Below are 19,484 nucleotides of genomic sequence, written 5' to 3' on the forward strand. Positions count from 1 at the left end.
CATTCCCTCTCTGATCTTTCTTTATTTCTGGACCTCTCATGATGACTGCAGACGCCCCATCCTCCCGACCTCCGGCTGCGCCTGACGCGACCTGGTCAAGCGATCAGCAGTGGTTGAGCCTGAGTGCCGATGGCATCCAGCTGCAGCTGGATCTCGCCGATGGTCTGCTCAAGCTGGCCCATTTCGGGCGCATCGCGCCCATCAATCCGGACCAGCACCGCCTGATGAGCGCTGCTGCCACGCCCCAGGCCAGCCTGGATCAGCTGCCGCCCAATACCCTGTTCAATGATGCCGGGCTCGGCTTTGCCGGCTATCCCGCGCTGATCGGTGATCGCGAAGGCCGCGACTGGCTGACGGCGATGCGCCTGAGCGATGTGGCCTGCTCGACGGATGCCTCCGGCGCTCACGCCCGCCTTACGCTTCGCGACAGCCTGAGTGAGCTTGAAGTATTGCTGGCGCTGACCGTCACCCGCGAGGGCGTATTGCGTCAGCAGACGACCCTGACCAATCAGTCATCCGCGCCCTATCGGCTCGAATGGCTGGCGGCCGCCTGCCTGCCGCTGCCGGTCCGCTTCGAGGAGTGCCTGAGCTTCGGCGGCCGCTGGGTGCAGGAATTCACCGAGACGCGTCATCGTCTCAGCGAAGGCACCTTCACGCTCGAGAACCGTCGCGGCCGCAGCTCGCATCAACGCGTGCCGACGCTGATCACCGGCACGCCAGGTTTCAGCGAGCAGCGTGGCGAAGTCATCACCGCGCATCTGGCGTGGAGCGGCAACCATCGCGCCCTGATCGAGCGTCAATTCGATGGCAGCACCCAATTGCAGATGGGCGCCCTGCTGCTGCCTGGCGAGCAGATGCTGGCCGCCGGCGACAGCGTGACCACCCCGGAAGTGGTGATGGCCTGGTCGGATACGGGCATCAATGGCGCCAGCCAGCGCATGCATCGCACCCTGCGCGCGCGCCTTGACTGGCCGGTGGCCGACAAGCCGCGTCCGGTACACGTCAACACCTGGGAAGCACTCTACTTCGATCACGACGCGGCGCGTCTAGAGGAGTTGGTCGTTGCTGCCGGTGAGGTGGGTGCCGAGCGTTTCGTGCTCGATGATGGCTGGTTCGTCGGCCGGAATGGCGAGCGCGCCGCCCTTGGCGACTGGTATCTGGATACCGGCAAGTACCCGCAGGGGCTGGGGCCGCTGATCGAGTCCGTGCATGCGCACGGTATGGAATTCGGCCTGTGGGTCGAGCCCGAGATGGTCAACCCGGATAGTGAACTCTTCCGCACCCATCCGGACTGGATTCTCGGGCTGGAGGGGCGCGAGCAGCCGCTGGGACGTTATCAATGCGTGCTGGATCTGACTCGCCGCGAGGTCTGTGACTACCTGTTTGCGCGCCTCGATGCGCTGCTCAGCGACTACCCGATCAAGTATCTGAAATGGGACATGAATCGCGACCTGACCCACGCAGGCGGTCAGTCGGAGAAAGGACGCGGAAAGCCTGCCGCCCATGCCCAGGTCAGCGCGCTCTACTCGCTGCTGGCCCGCCTGCGAAAGGCGCATCCCGGCGTCGAGATCGAGAGCTGCGCCTCGGGTGGCGCGCGCACCGATCACGGCATTCTGCGACACACCCATCGCGTCTGGACGTCTGACTGCAACGACCCCCACGAGCGCACACATATCCAGCGCGGGGCCAGTCGCGTGCTGCCGCCGGAGCTTCTGGGCGCGCATATCGGGCCGCAACATGCCCATACCACCTCGCGGCGCACGTCGCTCGCCTTCCGTGCCTCCACGGCGCTGTTCGGTCATCTGGGGCTGGAGCTGGATGTCAGCCAGCTCGATCAGGCAGAGCGCCGTGAGCTGGGCGGCTGGATAGCGCGCTACAAGGCGCTGCGTGGCCTGCTGCACAACGGTGTCAGCTGGCGTCTGGATTGCCTGGACGACGATCAACATGCCCATGGCGTGGTCAGTCAGGATGGGCAGCAGGCCCTGTTCAGCATCAGCCAACTGGCCATGCCACGCCACGCCGTACCCGCCGCCCAGCCGCTGGCCGGCCTGCAAGCCGACACGGCCTACCGGCTCGAGCTGCTGGAACTGCCGGAGCACCCGGAGCGACGCATGAAACAGCTGCCCGCCTGGATCAGCCGACAACAGGCCGGCGAGCCGGTCGTCGTCTCCGGTGAGTACCTGATGCGAGAAGGCCTCGCCCTGCCGGTGCTGGACCCCGACCAGGCAATCCTGGTTCACCTTCAGGCGGTAGCGCCATGACGCGCGCCACGCAGGATGTCATTGCATGCGACGCGCTCGCTCCCCATTTTCAGCATCAAGGATGAACCCCATGCAGCTCGGTGTCTGTTATTACCCGGAACACTGGCCACGTGATCGCTGGCCGCAGGATGCTCGCGACATGATGGAAGCCGGCATTCGTGTCGTGCGTATCGGAGAATTCGCCTGGAGTCGCCTGGAGCCCAGCGCGGGTGACCTGCGCTTCGAGTGGCTGGATGAGGCCGTCGAGGTTCTGGCGGCGGCTGGTCTCAAGATCGTGATGGGCACGCCCACGGCGACACCGCCCAAGTGGCTGGTGGATGCTCATCCGGAAATTCTGGCCGTCGATGAGAATGGCGACACACGCGGCTATGGCTCGCGTCGTCACTACTGCTTCTCTTCGCCGACGTTCCGCACCTTGAGCGAGCGCATCGTGCGCCTGATGGGCGAGCGCTATGCCCACCATCCCGCGGTCATCGCCTGGCAGACCGACAACGAGTATGGCTGCCATGACACCATCCTCAGCTACTCCGCAGCCGCCCGCGCCCGCTTCCCCCAATGGCTCGAGGCGCGCTATGGCACGGTCGAGGCCCTCAATGAGGCCTGGGGCACGGTGTTCTGGAGCATGGAAGTCAGCGAGTTCTCCCAGGTCGAGGCGCCCGTCGGCACAGTGACCGAACCGCATCCGGCCATCGTGCTCGATTATCGACGCTTCTGCTCCGACATGGTGGTCCAATACAACCGCCTGCAGGTCGACACCCTGCGTGCCGCGGGTGTCAGCGGCGATATCGTGCACAACTTCATGGGCCTGTTCACCGAATTCGATCACTTCGATGTCGCCCGTGATCTGGATATCGCCAGCTGGGACAGCTACCCGCTGGGCTTTCTGGAGCGAGGCGCCCACGACGACGCCACCAAGGCCCATTATCGCCAGCAAGGTCATCCGGACTTTGCCGGCTTCCATCACGACCTCTACCGCGCCATGTGCAAGGGCCGCTGGTGGGTGATGGAGCAGCAGCCGGGCCCGGTCAACTGGGCGATCAGCAACGCCGCGCCCTTGCCCGGCATGGTGCGACTGTGGAGCCACGAAGCCTTCGCGCATGGCGCCGAAGTCGTCTCCTACTTCCGCTGGCGTCAGGCGCCCTTCGCCCAGGAGCAGATGCACGCTGGCCTGCTGCGCCCGGATGGCTCGCCCGCCTCGGCCTGGCCGGAGCTCTTGCAGGTGCGCGATGAACTGGCGACACTCGCGGAACATGACACGACGACTGCCCAGCAGGCGCCCGTCGCACTGATGTTCGATTACGCCTCCATCTGGGCCTGTCAGATCCAGCCCCACGCCGAGAACTTCAACCCGCTCGAGCTGTACCTGAGCTGGTACAGCGCGCTGCGGCGACTCGGGCTTGATGTCGATATCGTCTCACCGCACGATGCGCTTTCTGGCTATTCACTGATCGTGCTGCCCTGTCAGGTGATTGCCGATGAGGCGCTGGCGGCGCGTCTGAGCACGGCGCGCGATTCAGGCAGTCGCGTGGTGATCGGCGCACGCTCCGGCTCGCGCACGCCGGAGTTTCAGATACCCGCGCAGTTGGCACCCGGCGCACTCAGCGAGCTGGCTGGCGTCACGGTCGATCGAGTCGACGGCCTGCGGCCAGGTGCCGAGCCGGCCGTCACGTTTAGCAACGGTGCACACGGCCATGCCCTGCGCTGGCGCGACCTGCTCGACCATCAGCGCACCAGTGCCCAGGTGGTAACGCGCTTCGAGGATGGCGAACCCACCATCCTGCATCATCGCGGTGTCAGCTATCTGACCGCCTGGTTGAGTGAAGACAGTCTGGTGGCGATTCTGCAGGCGGAGTGTCAGGTCTGTGGCATCACCACTCATGCCCTGCCCGACGGCGTGCGCCTGCGGCGGCGCGGGCCGCTGAACTTCGCCTTCAACTATGCCCCCGAGCCGCGCTCGCTGCCGGAAGGCCTCGTCAATGACAGCGGGCTGCTCGCCGGTAGCCGGGTGCTGGCACCCGCTGATGTCTGTATCTGGTTCAGTGACGAAAAGCGCCCCTGAGTGAGGCGGCTCCTGCCCACTCATTCAACGCGAAGATCGACTCTGCTCGAAAGCAGGACATCTCTCGGATCTCGCGACCGGCAGACTGTTCGATCACTTGTCGCGGCGCCTTCGGGCGCCGTTTTTCAGGGCCCTATTCTGAACATCCATGTCATTGGCCCAGACTTCATGAGTGACTACACTGGCGAGCTGACACAACCCCCGCCCACCTGACGACTGATAGTTCAGGATTGATTGAACGAAAACAAAGCAAGATAACGGTATATTTTGAATATAAGACGACTCTCTATTCGCTTGACGAGACAGGTGGCATCCAGTCGGTACAGCGCTCACAAACCGCACTTCGCTGCCACTTAAGGCGCATTGTTCTCATGTCAGACAATCTCTAATGTGCTGGATGTCTCTGTATATAAGCCAATAAATAGCAAAAACAACAGGCCACGCACCTGTAAACAGGACAACCGTCGTCAATGGCAGACGACTCACGACTACGATAACGCCAACTACGAGATACCCCCATGAGTATTCTTGCCATTCTGATATCGCTCGGGCTGCTGATGTTCCTGGCCTACCGCGGTATCACCGTTCTCTTGCTTGCCCCTCTGATGGCTGCCCTCGCTGTCGTCCTGTCAGGAGATGCAGCCGCCCTGCTGCCCAGCTACACCGTGACTTTCATGAGTCAGCTGGGCGGCTATCTGGCCAAGTTCTTCCCGTTGTTCATCCTCGGTGCCCTGTTCGGACAGCTGATGGCCGATTCCGGGGCTGCGCATGCCATCTCCGAGGGCCTGGTCAAGCGCCTGGGCACACGCCATGTGATCCTGACAGTGGTGCTGGCCTGCGCACTGCTCACCTACGGGGGCGTCTCGCTGTTCGTGGTCGCCTTCGCCGTCTATCCGATTGGCGCTCAACTCTTCCAGCGTACCGGCACGCCCAAACGGCTGCTGCCCGCGGCCATCGCCCTCGGCTCCTTCACCTTCACCATGACGGCACTTCCCGGCACGCCGGCCATCCAGAACGCCATCCCGATCCCCTACTTCCAGACCAACAGCTTCGCGGCGCCGGGGCTGGGCACCATCGCGGGCCTGATCATGCTGGGGCTCGGCACCTGGTGGCTCAAGGGACGTGCCAGCAAGGCTCAGGCACAGGGGGAAGGCTACGGAGTCCACAAGGACGAAGCGCTGAAGGAATCCATGGCGCCCACCGCACAGATGGGCATGATCACGGCGCTGATTCCGCTGGTGATGGTCATCGGCCTGAACGCCCTGCTGACCTACCTCGTCTTCCCGCGCATCGATTTCTCCTACCTGAGCGAGGCCTTCCCGGAGCTTGACCCGGCGGGCGCCACCGGCATGTGGTCGATCCTGATCGCGCTGGCCTTGGCCTCCACCTGGCTGGTCATCTCTCGTTGGAAGCAGTGGGCCGACCTGAAGACCACCGTCAACAATGGCTGCTTTGGCGCCATGCTGCCGGTCTTCAATACCGCCTCAGAGGTGGGATATGGCGCGGTGATCGCCAGCCTGGCCGGTTTCGCGATGGTCAAGGAGGCAGTGCTCGGCCTGTATCCGGCCAACCCGCTGATCTCGGAAGCGGTGGCAGTCAACGTGCTGGCCGGCATCACCGGCTCGTCATCCGGCGGCATGAGCATTGCGCTTTCGACTCTGGGCGAGACCTACCGCGAGATGGCCGTCAATGCCGGCATCGACCTGGAACTGATGCATCGCGTGGCGGCCCTGGCGGCGGGCAGCATGGACACCTTGCCGCACTCCGGCGCGGTCATCACCCTGCTGGCGATCTGCAAGCTGACTCACCGCCAGTCCTATGGCCAGATGTTCATGATGACGGTCGCCTTCCCGATGCTGGCCCTGATTTCCGTCGTGACCCTGGGCAGCCTGGTCGGTAGCTTCTGAGCCCTAAAGCTTCACAACTGTTGGAATTTTTCGAACTTGAGTGGAGCAAAGTGACGCCAGGCCTATGAAAAAAGGCCAATGACAAGAAGGCCACCCATTCGGGTGGCCTTCTTGTTGAGAAATCACGCTAGCCAGCAATGCGCTGACATCTCAGTAGACGTGATGAGCCCGCTTCGGGTCCAGCGTCTCATGACGTGCCCGCGTCTTGATCCAGAGCGTCAGATCATCGCGGTCGGTGCCGGGATTCTCGGCGACCCACTCGTCGATGCGCGAGGCAATGAATTCGGCATGAAACTCATCATCGAACTGCAGCAGCATGAGGTCCTCGCCCCCCTGGGAGATGCGCAACAATACCTCGCTTGCCGGCAATACATAGAGATTCAACTCATGCAGATATTGCGTCGTGAAGGTCACGCGCCGAAAACGTTCGGGAACATTGCGCCCACTGTTGCTGATATCGTTCATGAAAGCCATGGCTCTCTCCTACAGTAAGGCGCTAATACATTTCGCTCATTTTGAGCTTACCTTCTTATCATAGCGCAGAAGATATGCTGCGGGCCGATTTACAAGAACATTTTATTGGAAACTGCAAGTCACTCTCATTAACGCAATATCATCTGTGTTGGATCAGCTGTGTTGGCGCAGGGCATCACTTTGCAAGGTTAGCTGAACTCGTGTCAGCCAGCCCGCCAGCAGCGCCTGCTTATGCCGACTCATGGTGCGATGTTGCTCGATCACTTCGCATAATCGGTCGCCGGCCGCCCGCATCCTGGTGGGACTCTCTCCCCGGGCACAGCGCTGATAATCATCCGCCAGCGCATGGATCAATTCACGCAAGGCATGCAGTACCGGACGTGGCACATCGTTGCCCAATTCCCGCCGCACGAAGCCTATGCCGCGTCCGATATCCATCCCCGTCAGCCCCAGCGTCAGTAGCGGCATGCCGATCACTTGCTGCTGTGCAGCATCGGGCTGACCACTTGCATTCTCGCCACTACGGCGCGCTTCCAGTTCACGACTGCGAGTCTGTTCATGACGGGCGAGACGCAACAGCCTGTCTCCCATGCGCCCACCGAACCAGCTGTCCAGGCGCTCGGTGGAGCGTTCCGCCAGCTCGCGAATATCACTCGCCGTGGCGCGAATCAGCTGGCGCTTGTCCCAGCCAGGCCCCGGTACAGGGATCAGGCGGAAACCGATGATGGTCACGATCAGGCCGATCCCGGCCGCCAGGCTCCGATTGAGGGTATAGGCGACATCGAAGGTCATGCCGTTGTCCGGCATCACCAGCAGAATATTGAACACCACGAAGGGCAAGGCGATTCCCGCCAGCGCAGGCACCACGGAGCCCATCAGGCCGAAGAACAGCGGAATACTGAAGATGATCACGAAGGGCACGAAATGCTGGGCGTGACTGAGCATGACATTGCCGAACAGCAACACGCTCGGTACCGCCAGCAGCAAGCCCTTGAGCACCATCGGAATGATCGGAGCCGGATCACCGCGACTGACGAAGATGCCCGAGAACAGCGTGCCCAGCAGCATGGCCACCGCACCGTTGTCCCACGCCGTCGCAAGCCAGAAGATCGCCGTGACACTGAAGATGGCCATCGCGCGCAGCGCATCGATGGCGGCGCGCCCGTGATCGCGGTGCCAACTCATGCTCGGCTGCCGCAGCTGATGACGGCCGGGATGGTTGATGACCTCGCGTGCCTGCAGGATGACCAGCGCATGCCCCAGCACCTCACGCAGACTGAACAGCAGCCGGGCTTCCAGTGCGGTGATGCTTCGCTGACCACGTGACAGGCGCAGACATTCCCCGCGCAGCTCCTTGAGCGTCCTGTGGGCCTGGGCCGTGCCCTGATTGTCGGCCATGCTCTGAAAGGCCGCGCCCAGACGCTGCATCAGGTCCTGCGTCGGCTGGCTGAAGCGTTCGGCTTCCTGTCTCCGGGCCTGATTCAGCTCAGGGGTCTGTGCGCTCACCTCGCCATCTTCGCTCCGTGCAGGCACAAAGAACTCGGGATGACGTAGCTGGTGGAGGGCCTTGAGGGTCGCGTAGAGACGCATGCTGCGCCGCGTCAGCAGGTGTACACCGCGAATGCGCCCCTTGCCCTGAGGGCCTTCATAGCGCGCTGAATGGGCATCGATCTCGAGATTGTTGAGCGCATCCAGCCCGGTCATCATCTGCTCGAGCATCGCCATGCGTTCCTGGTGCTGGTCCTGTTGCCGACCTGTGGCCCTGCCCCCTTCTGGCGGCATCGAGAACGCCAGCGCCATATAGCGGAAGGTGGCATTCACCGCCGTGTCCGCCAGCTGGCCGAGATGATCACGCACGCGAATCGGCCAGACCAGGGCACTCACGACGACAGCACACAGCGCGCCGAGACTCAGCTCGCTGAGACGGGCCAGCGCCACCGAGAAGAAGTCATCCGGCGCCGAGGACGTCAACACCACGATGATCATGCAGGCCACCGCCGCCATCACACAGCCATAGGAAAGATTGTTGTGCGTCAGCGAGGCGCCATAGATACATAGCCCGATCCACAGTGTGACCGAGCCCAGCGCCAGCTCGGGCACCTGGGCAAAGCAGCCCATGATCACCACGGCCACACAGGTACCGACGAAGGTACCCGTGACCTGACAGATGCCCTTCTCGACCACCATGCCCGACATCGGACGTGTCTGCAGAAACGCCGCCGAGATCAGCGCCCAATAGGGTCGATCAAGATCGAAGAAGAAGGCGGCGTAGAGGGCCAGCGCCATCGCCAGAACCCCCTTGGTGGCGAACTTCAGGGCGAACGACGAAGGCCTTAGGAAGGCGGCCAGAGCGGGAGACATGGATCAGTACTTCCCGTCTGCGTCTTGGATGGCCTGATCTGTCTCGTCAGGTACCGCCTTGGCATGCCTGGTCTCATCCTTGCCATCATCGGCAGTGATCAGCCTGACACTCGCCGTCATGCCGGCGGCAAGATTGACGCCTGAGGCACGTACCGCCTCGATATCATCGAATTCCACCCGTACCGGAACGCGCTGCGCCAGACGCACCCAACTGAAGGTGGCGCTGACCTGGGGCAGCTGCTGGGCATTGGTCGCGGTATTGTCATCGGCAATGCCCTGACCGATCCCCACGACCCGCCCCTTGAAGTCTTCATTGCCGCTCATCAGCGTGATCTGGACCGGATCGCCCGGACGCACATGCTGTAGCTTGGTCTCCTGGAAGTAGGCGCTCAGGTAGAAGGAGTCTTCCTTGATCAGCGCCATCACCGCCGTGCCTGCCGTGACGTAATTGCCCTGACTGAGGTGCATGTTGAGGATGCTACCGTCGGCGGGTGCCACCAGACGCGTACGATCGAGATCCAGCTGCGCGGATTGCACCGCGGCTTCGGCCTGTTGCACGTCGGCGCGGGCGACTTCGGCTTCCAGACGCGCACTGTCGCGTTCCTCCTCACTGATGGCACGATTGGTCAAGCGTCCACGACGATTGGCTTCATGCTCCTTCAGACTCAGGGTCGCTCTGGCACTGGCGAGACTGGCCTTGGCCTTGGCGAGCGCAGCCTCATAGCGCGCACGATCGACCTGAAGGATGACGTCCCCTTCCTTGACGCGCGTGGTATCCGCCACGTTCAGCTCACGCACCCAGCCGGAGACATCCGGGCTCAACGTGATTACCTCGGCGCGCACCCGGGCGTCGCGCGTCCAGGGACTGTACATGTAGGTATTCCACAGCCACACCGCACACCAGGCTGCAGCCGCCACCAGACAGAGAGTGATGATCCATTTGACGGCTTTGTGTCGCAGGTTGCGCATGCGGTTTCCTTGGGGAATAGAGAGGCTGGGGAAAATGGGTGCCACGAAACGGGGCGCGGAAAGATCGGGATCACGAATGGCGTAACGCTGAAGGAATGGCGCACGTCATGTCACGAGGGCGACCACTGCCGCCAGACAGATGACAAACAGCGAAATATCGAACCAGGCCTCGAACCAGAGCTCGTGATTGGCCAACAGACGATGCAGCAGCGTGCGAATGATACCCGCCGCCAGCAAGGCGACCAGCGCATAGACCAGCATCGGGCTGATCAGGAATTCCCCGACCACCATTTCATGCAGCGCATTGAAGCCAGGCGCAACATCATTGCCTGCAGCGATTTCCTTCATCGAGATGTCCTAATCCTGTGTTATGCGAGATCTGGCTTGCGTCATGCGAGAGCTTGGTCCCACCTGACAGAATCCCGACTGACATGCGTACAATCAGCGTTCAACGATGGTGGCAGCCTCGTGCGCATTCAAGGCCCGCGAGTGGACTGTTCCACCATGCGGATCTTGAGGGCAGCGTCGTCGCTGAGAATATATGCAGGCTAACATTTTTTGCCGTCGCGCACCGTTGCGTCAGAAGAATCACCCCATTCCTCGCACAGCGGGCGACCAGAAGCCGCTCTCCATTTGGCTGAGCGCTAATTGGCACAACCAGCCTGGACACCAGGTATTCAGGTGGTAGCAGAGTACAAGGTGTCCTGAAACGCAAGACGGCTTGCCCGGAAGGCAAGCCGTCTTGTTTTTTCCACTTCCTGCTTCCTGCGGATTGCTACACCGCGTAGCCGAGCACGCGTGGCAGCCACAGGGCGAGCTCAGGGAACAACATCACCACCGCCAGCGCTGCCAGCATCGCCACCACGAAGACCATCGCCCAACCCACCGTCTTCTCCAGCCGTACCCCGGCCACGCTGCTGGTCACCATCAGATTGACTGCCACTGGCGGGGTGAACTGCCCGATCGCGATATTCATCGCCAGCAGGATACCGAACCACACCGGATGCCAGCCAAAGTGCTGCATCACCGGAATCAGCACCGGCATCAGAATCAGGTAGATGGAGACCGCATCCAGCAGCATCCCGGCGATCAGCACTGCCACCATCACCAGAATCAGCAGCGTCGTTCCGCTATCCGACAGCGTGATCAGCCATTCGGCCAGATGTCGGAAGGTACCCAGCATGGTGCCCGCCCAGGCGAATATGCCCGCCAGCGCGATGATCAGCATCACCACACCGGAGATGACGGCCGCCTCTCTGAGCAGTTCCCACACCTGGGAGAGCTTGAGCTCGCGGGTGATGAAGAGGCCGACACACAGCCCATAAGCGGCGGCCACTACCGCCGCTTCCGTGGGCGTGAAGAGGCCTGAGCGCAGTCCGCCGAGGATGATCACCGGCGCGAGCAGCGCCGGGATCGCTGCGCGGAACGCCGGACCCAGCGCGATACGCTCAACCTGAGTCGGATCTTCCCAGCGATAGCGACGCGAAAGGAACCATGCCGGCAGCAGCAAGGCCACGCCCACCAGCAAGCCCGGAATCAGGCCCGCGGCAAACAGCGCACGCAGGTCCACCCCGGGCACCACGATGGAATAGAGGATCAGCGCGATGGACGGCGGGATCAGGATCGCCGTGGAGGCCGAGGCCGCAATCAGCGTCGCCGAGAACGCTCTGGGGTAGCCCGCCCGAGTCATGCTGGGGATCATCACCATCGCTACCGCGGCCGCATCCGCCGGGCCGGAGCCACTCATGCCGCCCATGATCAGGCATACCAGCACCGCTACCAGTGCGAGCCCCCCGTGACGCGGGCCGATCAGCGCCTGGGCAAAGCGCACCAGCCGCGCCGCCACACCGGCACGCTCGAACACCAGCCCCGTCAGGATGAACAGCGGAATGGCGATCAGCGGATACTTGGCGATGCTGTTGTAGGTATTGGTGCCGAGGGTGGCCAGCAAGCTGACCGGCAGCCCCGCGACGATACCCACCGCCCCCGAGAGCCCCAGCGCGAAGGCCACCGGCACGCCGAGTATCAACAGGGCGGCAAAACTGGCGAGCAACCAGAGATCAGGACTCATGATCTGACTCCTTGTGCTCTGACGACGCATTCTGACCGGGCCCCTGCCCAGACCCTTGCGAAAGACGCTCGACACACTGCTGCAACTGACGCCAGGCCATCGCCAGCGCCAATATCGGCAGCCAGATCACGTACCACCAGTTGGGCAGACCCAGCCCCGGTGACAGCGAGTCCCACTGATACTCCTCCAGCGCGAAGGTCCCCCCGAACCACACCACCAGCCCCAGCACGACCAGCACCGCCAGGGTCTGCACGATCACGACCAGTCGCCAGAGCGGCAACGGCAGCACGTCTTCCAGCAATGCGATACGAATATGCGCCTGACGGCGAATCGCCACCGAGGCGCCCGCCAGCGTCAACAACACCAGCAGGAAGACCGAGAATTCCTCGGTAAAGGCAAAGGAGGCATCGGTGGCATAACGCACCACCACATTGGCCAGACTGATGATACCGATCAGTCCCAGCGCCAACGCCGCCAGCCAGGACTCCGGCCGCACGCGTGGCGGTGGCCTGTCCGTGGGGGCAGGCGCTCCATTGGCGCCGTCTTGCAGAGCTCGTTGCGACGTTTGAGGTGATGCTTGTTGAGAGAATTGTTGCGACTTTTGCGACATGACACGCGATCCACACGAACGCCGAGGCTGTCAGGCCCCGGCGTGGTTCTTCACTCAATAACGCGCATAGACCGCATTATTCCCGATGTCATCTGCTCTGTGAGCAGCGGCGATCATGGCCAGGCTCAGCGCGAGGCCTCGACCTCGGCACGTGCCGTCTCGACCAGCGCCTCACCGATCTTCGGTGTCCAGCTTTCGTAGACCGACTGGGTAGCATCCCGAAAGGTCTGCATCGCATCCTCATCCAGCTTGACGACATTCACGCCGCGCGCCTCGATGTCCGCCAGCCGCTGGGCATTGCCTTCACGACTCATGGCGATCTCCCAGGCACCCGCTTCCCTGGCGGTCTCGGTCAGCAGCGTGCGCTCCTGTTCACTGAGCGACTTCCACACGCGCTGGTTGGCGGCGAAGATCAGCGGGTCCGCCATGTAGTGCCAGAGCGTCAGGTGGGTCTGACCGACCTGATCGATGCGCGCGACATCGAACACCGACAGCGGGTTCTCCTGGCCATCCACCGCGCCGGTGGTCAGTGCCGGCTTGGCATCCGCCCAGCTCATCTGCGTCGGGTTGGCGCCCAGCGCCGTGAAGGTGTCCTGGAACAGCGGCGAGCCCACCACACGAATCTTCAGGCCCTTCAGGTCATCCGGCGAGGTGATCGATTTCGACGAATTGGACACCTCACGGAAGCCGTTCTCGCCCCACGCCAGCGGCTTGATGCCCTTGGACTCGATGGCGGCGAAGACCTGCTTGCCCGACTCGCCCTGGGTCAGCGCATCGATGGCGGTGTGGTCCGGCATCAGGAACGGCAGCGAGAACAGGTTGAGCTCCGGCACCTGGGGCGACCAGTTGATGGTCGAGCCCACCGCGAGATCGATCAGCCCCTGACGCATGGCCGAGAACTCCTTGGTCTGGTCCCCCGCCACCAGCTGAGCATTCGGATAGACGCGCAGGGTGAGGTCGCCACCCGAGCGCTCCTCTACCAGCTCCGCCCACTTCTCGGCCGCCTGGCCCCACGGGAAGGCATCCGACAGCACGGTGGAGACGGACAGCTCGCGCGCCTCGGCATCACTCGCCATCAGCGGTGACAGCAGAGCTAGGCCCAGCACGCCAGCCATCAGGGCGGAGCGACCCGTGGCAGTGACACGCGGGCGCGCGGTCTGGCTTTGAGAAAGAGCTGGAGAATGATCCGAAGAGCAGTGACGCAGATGACGAGGGGCGGGGCCAGCGTTGGCGTGTACAGCGGTCAGGGTCATGAATAACCTCTTGATTATGATGTTGTTGAGTGTGTCCAGAGGCAGATTCGCATCTACTTTGGTCGCTGACCATTCGACCATGCGACAGATCGGCGCTTTTTCGACGCTCAGATGCTGACTCGCTGCATTACCGATTACTGTATATTTATCCACCCTGCGGGTTTTTCGAGACCTCTTGCGTACGAAACGCTCGACCATCGGGTGTCATCAGCGCGTGTCGCCAAGGAATGTATCCAGCGATGCAGAAGGGCCAACCCTCGCGCAGACCCCGCCAGCAGGGAGTTTGACGATATTTACCCTTTGCATGATGCCGTGCCTTTCACATCGCCAGCGTGTCACGACTCGTGTCGGGTCATGATTTCATGAGGGACTGTATATTCATCCACCCTATTACATCCTTGAGACAAATTTCACGATATGTCGCCTTTCAACCACGCAATGGCGCGCCACGGGTCGCAGACACTGGATTCGGTCGGTAGACTGAGCGCCGTTCCCGCAAGGACCAACCACGACCGACCAACATCACGCACGCAAGTGTCGTACCTGACATCTCGTCGGCACCGCTCACACGGTCCCGACCCCGACCGATGAGGCCCCTTCCATGCCGCACCCCCAGCAGGAAGCCGTACCCACTCCCACCTTCGAGACCGAGCCTCTCGACACCACGCGCAAACGACTGCAGCCGACCAGCAGTCTCGGCGCAGCGGTCGTTCTGTGGTCGCTGCTGCTGGGAATGGGGATGCTGATGCTGGCCAACGGGCTACAGGGCAGTCTGCTGGGGATTCGCGCCTCCTCGGAAGGCTTCAGCAACACCATGACGGGCATCATCATGTCGGCCTACTTCGCCGGCTTCCTGCTCGGCTCGACGCTTGCACCACGCAAGCTTCGCCGGGTCGGCCATGTGCGTACCTTCGCGGCGCTGGCCTCCATCACCTCGGTGTGCATCCTGATCCATGCGCTCTATGTGGTGCCCGAGGTGTGGATCGCGATGCGCTTCATCACCGGCTTCGCCTTCGCCGGCCTCTACGTGGTGGCGGAGAGTTGGCTCAACAGCCAGGCGACCAACCAGATGCGTGGCCGTCTGCTGGCCATCTACATGGTGATCACCTATCTGGGCATGGGCGGCGGCCAGTTGCTGCTCAACGTCGCCAACCCGAATACCTATCTGCTGTTCATCCTGGTGTCGGTGATCATGTCGCTGGCGCTGGTGCCGATGCTGCTGTCCGCCTCACCGCAACCGGAAGGCGCTCAGCCGGAGGCCATGGGGCTGGTACGTCTGCTGCGCCTGGCACCGCTGGGCACCCTGGGCGGCTTTGCCACCGGTATCGCCAACGGCACCGTCTTCGGCATGGGCGCAGTGTACGCCGACCGCGCCGGCTTGCCGGTGCAGGAAGTCTCCTGGTTCATGGGCGCCTTCATCCTGGGGGCCGCCCTGCTGCAATGGCCGCTGGGCAAGCTCTCCGACAAGCTGTCGGCCAAGAAGGTGATTCTGGGCTGCAGTCTCGGGGCGATCGCGCTGTCCATCGGTGGCGTGCCGTTCAGTGGCGGTAGCATGATGACCATGGCGCTGCTGGGTGCAGGCCTCGGCGGGCTGATCCTGACCCAGTACTCGCTGTTCCTGGCGGCGGCCAACAATCTGCTGACGACGGCCCAGATAATCTCCGCCAGCGGCACGCTGGTGCTGATGCATGGTGCCGGCGCGATTCTGGGCCCGCTCACCGCGGGGCTACTGATGGAGCGCTTCGGAGCCGTCGGCTTCCTCTATACCCTGACTGCCATCCACGTGCTGATCGTGATTCTCGCCGCCAGTGTCACCAGCAAGCCGCGTCAGGAGCTTGAGGCCGAGGAAGGCGATCACCCCGGCCACTATGTGGTGGCGCCCTCCACCACCAGTCCGCTGAGCGCTGCCTGGGTCGAGGAGGCCATCACCGAGCCGGAAACCGGTCAGCTGGAATTCGACTTCGATGCCGAACCTGAGCCGGAGTTGAGCGAGGAAGAACTCGCTGCCCAGCAACAGGAAGCCGCCGCTGAAGTAGAGGGAGGGGTCGTTCAGCAGGTCGACAACGAGGAAGGCGTGATGAACGACCGCGTCACCGGCATGGAAGACGACTGGCATCTGGATGGCCATATCGACGAACAGGCTCAGCACCTCAGCGAAGAGGAACGCCGCGTAAAATCAGAACCGGAGCGCGAGAGCTACTGATCACGTCTGACGGCATGCCGAAATTGACGAGATAAAAAAGAGATGACCAAGAACACCGCCTCTCAGGGCGGTGTTCTTGTTTGGGGCGGGCGAAATAGCGGCTAGCGATACTGAGATAGGAAAACTGAGACAAGAGACACAAGGCAGGCGTAACAGCAAGACGGATCAGCAAGAGAATATTGTTCGGGAAACGAAGAAGGCTCACAACGATAGAGACTCAGGATAGAGGCTCAGCGACGACGCTTGCCCGCCCGCGCCACCAGATGCGGTGCCAGCACACCCTGCAGCCGACGCACGGCTTGGGAATGCAGCTGCGAGACACGCGACTCGGTGACATCGAGTACCGCGCCGATCTCCTTGAGGTTGAGCTTCTCCTGATAATAGAGCGCCATCAACAGCTTCTCGCGCTCCGGCAGCCGCGCGATGGCCTCATTCAAGGCTCGCCGCGTATCGGCCTCTTCCAGCGCATCATGTGGCAAGGCAAACGGCGTGGTGAAGGGCGTCGCTTCAGGCGAGGCATGACCGCCCGCCAGCCCGCCTTCTTCATCCATCATCTCGTCCAGCGACATCACCATGCCGTTGTTGGTGTCCAGCAGCAGGCGGCGATAATCCTCCAGTTCAAGCCCCATGGCAGCAGCGATCTGGGTCTCCTCGGGCGGATAGCCCAGGCTCTGCTCAAGCTGTTGAATCACGCTCTCAAGCTCGCGCCCAGCCCGGCGCACACTGCGCGGCAACCAGTCACGAGAGCGCAGCTCATCGAGCATCGCGCCGCGGATGCGCTGACTGGCATAGGTGGCAAAGCTGGCGCCGTGGCCCTGCTCATAGCGGCCCACACATTCACACAGCCCCAACATGCCAGCCTGAATCAGATCCTCGAGATCGACACTCGCTGGCAAGCGCACCTGCAACTGCAGCGCGATCCGGCGCACCAGCGGCTGATACTCGGTGTAGATATCCTGCTGGGCCATGCGCCCATTGGCGGTATACATCGGCGTCCTGGTCCTCGCTTGCATCCCTCGGGGTCGTATGACTCAGGGTCGTTCCCCCATCCTCGGGACTCCTGTTCCCAGCGTATTGTCGCGCCCCTGTCACAAACCATTCGCTCGAATAGCTACCCTCAGCGACGGCTTTCCTGCCTTACGTCGCCATTGGGCCACGGGGAGGCGGAAATGAAGGCAGACAGGAAGAAATAGTGAGAGAAGACGAGACACGCACAACGCCCACCAGTAGTTCCACTGAATGTCGTGAGGATGTCACGGGAAGCGCCCGCAAGAAGAGCGCGCAAGGAAAGCCAGAGGGACAGCCGGAATGAGAAACGTCGAAAGGCCGCAAAAAATTTCTAAAGTTCTGCCGCGCCGCGACGATAACTGAAGCAACGGCACAGGAGTCGTTACTGGCGACACGCCATCTATCTCCCCATTACGACAGGAAGTGACACATGGCTTCAGTGATCAATACCAACACCCTTTCCATGGTGACTCAGCAGAACCTGAGTAAGTCCCAGAACGACCTGAACACCTCCATGGAACGTTTGTCTTCCGGCATGCGTATCAACAGCGCCAAGGACGACGCCGCCGGCCAGGCCATTGCTAACCGCATGTCGTCCCAGATCACCGGTCTGTCTCAGGCACAACGTAACGCCAATGATGGTATTTCTATCGCACAAACAGCGGAAGGCGGGTTAAATCAAGTAAATGACAACCTCCAACGTATTCGTGAACTTACAGTACAAGCTCAGAACGGAACTAACTCGGCATCAGATATCGACTCAATTCAACAAGAAGTCAATCTCCGTTTAGAAGAAATCCACAGAATTGCAACTGAAACTGACTTCAATGGAAATAACATTTTATCGGAAAGTGGTTCTGGCGGACTATCGATAGACATACAGGTTGGATCTGAAGATGGCCAAAAAATAACTATTGACATTGCCTCTAATAGTGGTTGGAATAAATTTGCAGAAACCGATTCTGACAGTGGTTATGTCAAGCATGAAAATATGGCCGAGGTAAACGGAGATACTCGTAGCATCGACGCACAGGGATTTGATGTTAGATCTGTCAAAACCGATGTTACTATTGATTACGCTACTCAAGCGGCAAAACTTGATACCGAAGCAGCTGCAGCTAATCCTTCGATTAATGCGGGGGAAGGAGAGTTAATTAGTTATACTAATTCAAAAGGTGATACAGACTATGCATATAGGAATGATGGCACCACTCCAACACAAACGACAATCTATGCAGTAGATTTTGATGAAAATGGAATAGCTACACTAGGTAATGCACTAGGCGGTGACGACTACACACTTGCAAACCAGCCCTCTGGCTCATCAAGTATTAATGTCAAGACTGCTGACTTTGATGTTAATATCAGCGAAGGTGCACTGAGCTTCCTAGATACAGCAATAAAGACAATTGATGATCAACGAAGCAAGCTAGGTGCCATTCAAAATCGCTTCGAATCTGCAATTACAAATCTACAAACCAATGAAACAAACCTTTCTTCAGCACGCTCTCGAATAGAAGATGCCGATTATGCAGAAGAAGTCTCCAGCATGACCACTGCACAGATTCTGCAGCAGGCGGGGACTTCCATGCTGACCCAGGCCAACCAGGTGCCGCAGAACGTGCTGTCCCTGCTGGGCTGATCTCTGGCTCGCATGCTGCAAAGGCCTGTCACTCAGCAAGAGTGGCAGGCCTGTCGCTGGCAGCTAAGAGTGATAATTTTGATAGCGCTCTTGTTATTTCAACCTCGCCAGCGATAACCAGCAGCACCAGCGGCAAACAAAAAGGGCAGACGCATCGCGTCTGCCCTTTTTCATTGGAATGCGGACATGAATCACACCGCCATGTTCATGATTTCCTTGTAGGCGCTGAGCAACTTGTTGCGCACCTGCACGGTCATCTCGAATTCCAGTGAAGCTTTCTGGCCCGCCACCATGACCTGATCGAGGCTGACATCCGGGCTGCCCAGCTCGAAGGCCTTGGCCTGGCCTGCCGCGACCTGCTGTGACTGGCTGACGCGCGCCAACGAATCCTTGAGCATGCCGGCAAAGCCCTGTGCGTCAGTGCCGCTGGCCTCTGACACTGCGCCCACCGACTGAGCGTTGCTCCCGGCCGCCGCCTGCGCCGCCATCTGATCGAGCTGCTGCAGACTGCCCGTCATCGCGGATGACATCGCCGCGCCGACTGCTTCAATTGCCATCCCGCCTCTCCTGTCTCGATACCCTCAACATCATCAACTTTCGCCAGTGGGCAAGCTGGTAGTCCCATCAGTGGAACACAGACTATCAGTCAGTCGAGCGGCTGAAAGT

At 61.2% G+C, this 19,484-nt stretch carries 14 protein-coding genes; 5 read left to right on the plus strand and 9 right to left on the minus strand.

Annotation, left to right across the window (positions count from 1 at the left end):
* The first annotated feature begins 38 nt into the window (after window positions 1-38).
* The 3 genes from CLAM6_RS08990 to CLAM6_RS09000 all read left to right on the plus strand — a co-directional run bounded on the left by CLAM6_RS08990 (window position 39) and on the right by CLAM6_RS09000 (window position 6,227).
* Window positions 39-2,261, plus strand: a complete 2,223-nt coding sequence (locus CLAM6_RS08990; RefSeq protein ID WP_153635797.1) for an alpha-galactosidase — start codon at window positions 39-41, stop codon at window positions 2,259-2,261.
* 70 nt (window positions 2,262-2,331) lie between these two features.
* The gene (locus tag CLAM6_RS08995; RefSeq protein ID WP_153635798.1) at window positions 2,332-4,320 is read left to right on the plus strand and encodes a beta-galactosidase; all 1,989 of its coding nucleotides are present in this window, start codon (window positions 2,332-2,334) and stop codon (window positions 4,318-4,320) included.
* 518 nt (window positions 4,321-4,838) lie between these two features.
* On the plus strand, window positions 4,839-6,227 hold the full coding sequence (locus CLAM6_RS09000; protein WP_153635799.1) for a GntP family permease: 1,389 nt from the start codon (window positions 4,839-4,841) through the stop codon (window positions 6,225-6,227).
* Window positions 6,228-6,377: 150 nt separating this feature from the next.
* On the opposite strand, the gene CLAM6_RS09005 is transcribed toward CLAM6_RS09000, so the two are convergent.
* From CLAM6_RS09005 to CLAM6_RS09035, 7 genes are all read right to left on the minus strand, one after another.
* Entirely contained in the window at window positions 6,378-6,701 is a 324-nt protein-coding gene (locus CLAM6_RS09005) for a hypothetical protein (protein ID WP_153635800.1), read from the minus strand.
* A gap of 153 nt (window positions 6,702-6,854) precedes the next feature.
* Window positions 6,855-9,062, minus strand: coding sequence for an FUSC family protein (locus tag CLAM6_RS09010; protein WP_153635801.1), 2,208 nt, complete (start codon window positions 9,060-9,062; stop codon window positions 6,855-6,857).
* Between the two features lie 3 nt (window positions 9,063-9,065).
* A complete protein-coding gene (locus CLAM6_RS09015) occupies window positions 9,066-10,031 on the minus strand; it encodes an efflux RND transporter periplasmic adaptor subunit (protein ID WP_153635802.1) in 966 nt (321 codons plus the stop codon).
* Window positions 10,032-10,136: 105 nt separating this feature from the next.
* Entirely contained in the window at window positions 10,137-10,379 is a 243-nt protein-coding gene (locus tag CLAM6_RS09020) for a DUF1656 domain-containing protein (RefSeq protein ID WP_225346692.1), read from the minus strand.
* Window positions 10,380-10,806: 427 nt separating this feature from the next.
* Window positions 10,807-12,102, minus strand: coding sequence for a TRAP transporter large permease (locus CLAM6_RS09025; RefSeq protein ID WP_153635803.1), 1,296 nt, complete (start codon window positions 12,100-12,102; stop codon window positions 10,807-10,809).
* On the minus strand, window positions 12,092-12,598 hold the full coding sequence (locus CLAM6_RS09030; RefSeq protein ID WP_242007633.1) for a TRAP transporter small permease: 507 nt from the start codon (window positions 12,596-12,598) through the stop codon (window positions 12,092-12,094). Before CLAM6_RS09030 ends, CLAM6_RS09025 begins: the two co-directional genes overlap by 11 nt.
* A 239-nt stretch (window positions 12,599-12,837) precedes the next feature.
* Window positions 12,838-13,827 carry a DctP family TRAP transporter solute-binding subunit gene (locus CLAM6_RS09035; RefSeq protein WP_153636871.1) on the minus strand — a complete coding sequence of 330 codons (990 nt, stop codon included), beginning with the start codon at window positions 13,825-13,827 and terminating at the stop codon, window positions 12,838-12,840.
* Between the two features lie 739 nt (window positions 13,828-14,566).
* Between CLAM6_RS09035 and CLAM6_RS09040 the strand changes: the two genes are divergently transcribed.
* Window positions 14,567-16,168 carry an MFS transporter gene (locus CLAM6_RS09040; RefSeq protein WP_153635805.1) on the plus strand — a complete coding sequence of 534 codons (1,602 nt, stop codon included), beginning with the start codon at window positions 14,567-14,569 and terminating at the stop codon, window positions 16,166-16,168.
* 230 nt (window positions 16,169-16,398) lie between these two features.
* Here the strand turns inward: CLAM6_RS09040 and CLAM6_RS09045 are convergent, their stop codons facing one another.
* On the minus strand, window positions 16,399-17,157 hold the full coding sequence (locus CLAM6_RS09045; RefSeq protein WP_153635806.1) for an RNA polymerase sigma factor FliA: 759 nt from the start codon (window positions 17,155-17,157) through the stop codon (window positions 16,399-16,401).
* Between the two features lie 449 nt (window positions 17,158-17,606).
* Here CLAM6_RS09045 and CLAM6_RS09050 point away from each other — a divergent pair, with 449 nt between their 5' ends.
* Window positions 17,607-18,818, plus strand: coding sequence for a FliC/FljB family flagellin (locus CLAM6_RS09050; protein WP_153635807.1), 1,212 nt, complete (start codon window positions 17,607-17,609; stop codon window positions 18,816-18,818).
* A gap of 191 nt (window positions 18,819-19,009) precedes the next feature.
* Here CLAM6_RS09050 and fliE read toward each other — a convergent pair whose 3' ends face one another.
* The gene (fliE, locus tag CLAM6_RS09055; RefSeq protein ID WP_242007634.1) at window positions 19,010-19,375 is read right to left on the minus strand and encodes a flagellar hook-basal body complex protein FliE; all 366 of its coding nucleotides are present in this window, start codon (window positions 19,373-19,375) and stop codon (window positions 19,010-19,012) included.
* Window positions 19,376-19,484: the final 109 nt, after the last annotated feature.

This window comes from Cobetia sp. AM6, assembly GCF_009617955.1.
GTDB lineage: Bacteria > Pseudomonadota > Gammaproteobacteria > Pseudomonadales > Halomonadaceae > Cobetia > Cobetia amphilecti.